Source organism: bacterium, assembly GCA_040757115.1.
Lineage (GTDB): Bacteria > UBA9089 > CG2-30-40-21 > CG2-30-40-21 > SBAY01 > JBFLXS01.
Window position 1 is genome coordinate 1 of the sequence record JBFLYA010000378.1, and the last position, 2,454, is coordinate 2,454.

Below are 2,454 nucleotides of genomic sequence, written 5' to 3' on the forward strand. Positions count from 1 at the left end.
GAAAGAGATAATTTTACATTTTGATATGTAATTTTTATATTTGCTTTTTGCATTTTGCTCTTTGGAGGAAATCCCTTTTGGACACCAAATCTGCATAGATTTCACTATTAGAGTTATTGTCAGACACCACCCAAAATTCCTGATGAAGTAGTGGAGGCAGACTATAAGAATTTTAAAGAAGGTAGAGATATGGATATAAAAAGGGTTAATAAATTAATTACCATTATGGAAGAGGAAAACCTATCAGAAGTAGAGATAGAGGATGAGGATTTTAAAGTTAAACTTAAAAAGCCTCAAGGTGGTGGGGTAATAGAATCTATATCTAAACCAAAAGGGTTACCTACACAAAAAATCCCCATTAAGGAATTAAAAAAGAAGGATTTGATTACCTTGACATCTCCAATGGTAGGTTTTTTTTATCTCTCACCAACTCCAACCTCTCCTCCTTATGTTAAAATTGGGGATAAGGTTACGCCAACAGATATAGTCTGTGCGATTGAAGTTATGGGAGTAATCAATGAGATAGAGGCAAAGACTTATGGTAAGATTAAGGAGATATTGGTTGAAGAGGGACATCCAGTCGAGTATGGTCAACCTCTATTTTTGATTAAACTAGGGGGAGAAGAAGATGTTTAAGAAAATTTTGATTGCAAATCGTGGCGAAATAGCCATAAGGATAATCCGCGCCGCCAAAGAATTGGGGATAAGAACTGTTGCGGTTTATTCTGATGCAGATAGGGATTCTTTACATTTACAATATGCGGATGAATCTATTTGTATTGGCCCGGCATCAAGTCAGGAAAGTTACCTGAACATTCCACAGGTAATTAGTGCGGCGATTATTACCGGGGCAGAGGCAATTCATCCGGGATATGGATTTCTGGCAGAAAATGCAAAATTTGCTGAAATTTGTGAGAGTCATCAAATTGGTTTTATTGGTCCCACTTCCCAGACTATTGCCAAAATGGGTGATAAAATCGAAGCACGACGCATAATGAAACATGCAGGTGTGCCAATTATTCCAGGTTCAACTAAACCAATTGAATCATCTAAAGATACCACCCGAATAATTGAAAAGATAGGCTATCCGGTGATGCTCAAGGCAACTGCTGGCGGTGGTGGTAAAGGGGTTCGGATTGTCTGGAATAAAGATGAATTACCGCGTGCCTTTGAAATTGCTTCTGCGGAGGCTAATGCCGCCTTTAAAAACCCATCTTTGTATATCGAACGCTATCTCCACGAACCCAGACATATTGAAGTTCAGATATTAGCGGATAAATATGGAAATATGGTTCATCTTGGTGAGCGGGAATGTTCTATTCAACATCGACATCAAAAATTAATTGAAGAATCACCTTCGTCAGCTGTCGATGAAAGATTACGAACGAAAATAACTGACGCGGCTTTAAAAGCCGCTAAAGCAGTTAAATACAGTAATGTCGGCACGATTGAATTTTTACTTGATAACGATAAAAACTTTTATTTTATTGAAATGAATACCCGAATCCAGGTTGAGCATCCGGTAACGGAATTTGTTACTGGAATTGATTTAATTAAAGAACAAATCTGTTTAGCCGACGGAGAAAAACTTCGATTTTCAAAAAAAGATATTAAACTCCGTGGTCATGCCCTCGAGTGCCGAATAAATGCCACTGACCCGGCTAATGGATTTTCTCCCTCTGCGGGTAAAATCGAAAACCTTATTTTACCAGGGGGCATTGGTGTCCGTGTGGATACCCATCTTTACCCAGGCTATACTATCCCACCTAATTATGACGCTTTGATTGCCAAAATTATTACTTATGGCTTAACTCGTGATGAGGCTATCGCCAGAATGAAAAGGGCACTGGAAGAATGTGTTATTGAAGGGATAAAAACTACTATCCCATTTCATCAAAAGGTACTGGAACAAGAAACATTTAAAAAAGGAGAAATACATACACACTTTTTATCTGGTATGATTAATATTTAAAGTAATTATTCAGCCACGGATAGGACGGATAAACAGCAGAGGTCAGAGGCGGATGTTCACCTCTAACGGGAAATTAGGGGGACCTCATCTGTGGCTAAAAGGACTAATCTTATGTCACTTATCGCTGTTTTAAAAGAGCGAGAAAAGAAAACGAAATCCTTAAAAGAAGATGCCTTCAAAGAGGCGAAGAGACTGGCATCACTTTTGAGAAAATATTATAAATTTGAAGTTTTCTATCTCTGTGGTTCACTTCTCTCTGATAAGTTCAGACGATATTCAGACATTGATATAGTGATAAAAGGTTTAAAATTTGAGGATTTCTTCAAAGCCTATGCCTTTCTCATCAAAGAAAGTAGTAACCGTTCAGGCTATATATCAAAAGTGTAAAAAAGGGGATAAGGAGATAAGAGTGATATGGAGATAAGATAATAGAAATAGATTGAAATTTATAGAAATAGGTAGAAATTGATTGTGGAAAACAA

The 2,454-nt window shown here is 37.4% G+C and carries 3 protein-coding genes; all 3 read left to right on the top strand.

Annotated features, from left to right (window positions below):
• The first annotated feature begins 189 nt into the window (after positions 1–189).
• The 3 genes from accB (at position 190) to AB1422_18850 (ending at position 2,359) form a co-directional block, all read left to right on the top strand.
• Entirely contained in the window at positions 190–636 is a 447-nt protein-coding gene (gene accB / locus AB1422_18840; protein MEW6621358.1) for an acetyl-CoA carboxylase biotin carboxyl carrier protein, read from the top strand.
• Positions 629–1,972 carry an acetyl-CoA carboxylase biotin carboxylase subunit gene (gene accC / locus AB1422_18845; protein MEW6621359.1) on the top strand — a complete coding sequence of 448 codons (1,344 nt, stop codon included), beginning with the start codon at positions 629–631 and terminating at the stop codon, positions 1,970–1,972. The genes accB and accC overlap by 8 nt, the downstream gene beginning before the upstream one ends.
• A 90-nt stretch (positions 1,973–2,062) precedes the next feature.
• Positions 2,063–2,359, top strand: a complete 297-nt coding sequence (locus tag AB1422_18850) for a nucleotidyltransferase domain-containing protein (GenBank protein ID MEW6621360.1) — start codon at positions 2,063–2,065, stop codon at positions 2,357–2,359.
• The last annotated feature ends 95 nt before the right edge of the window (positions 2,360–2,454 follow it).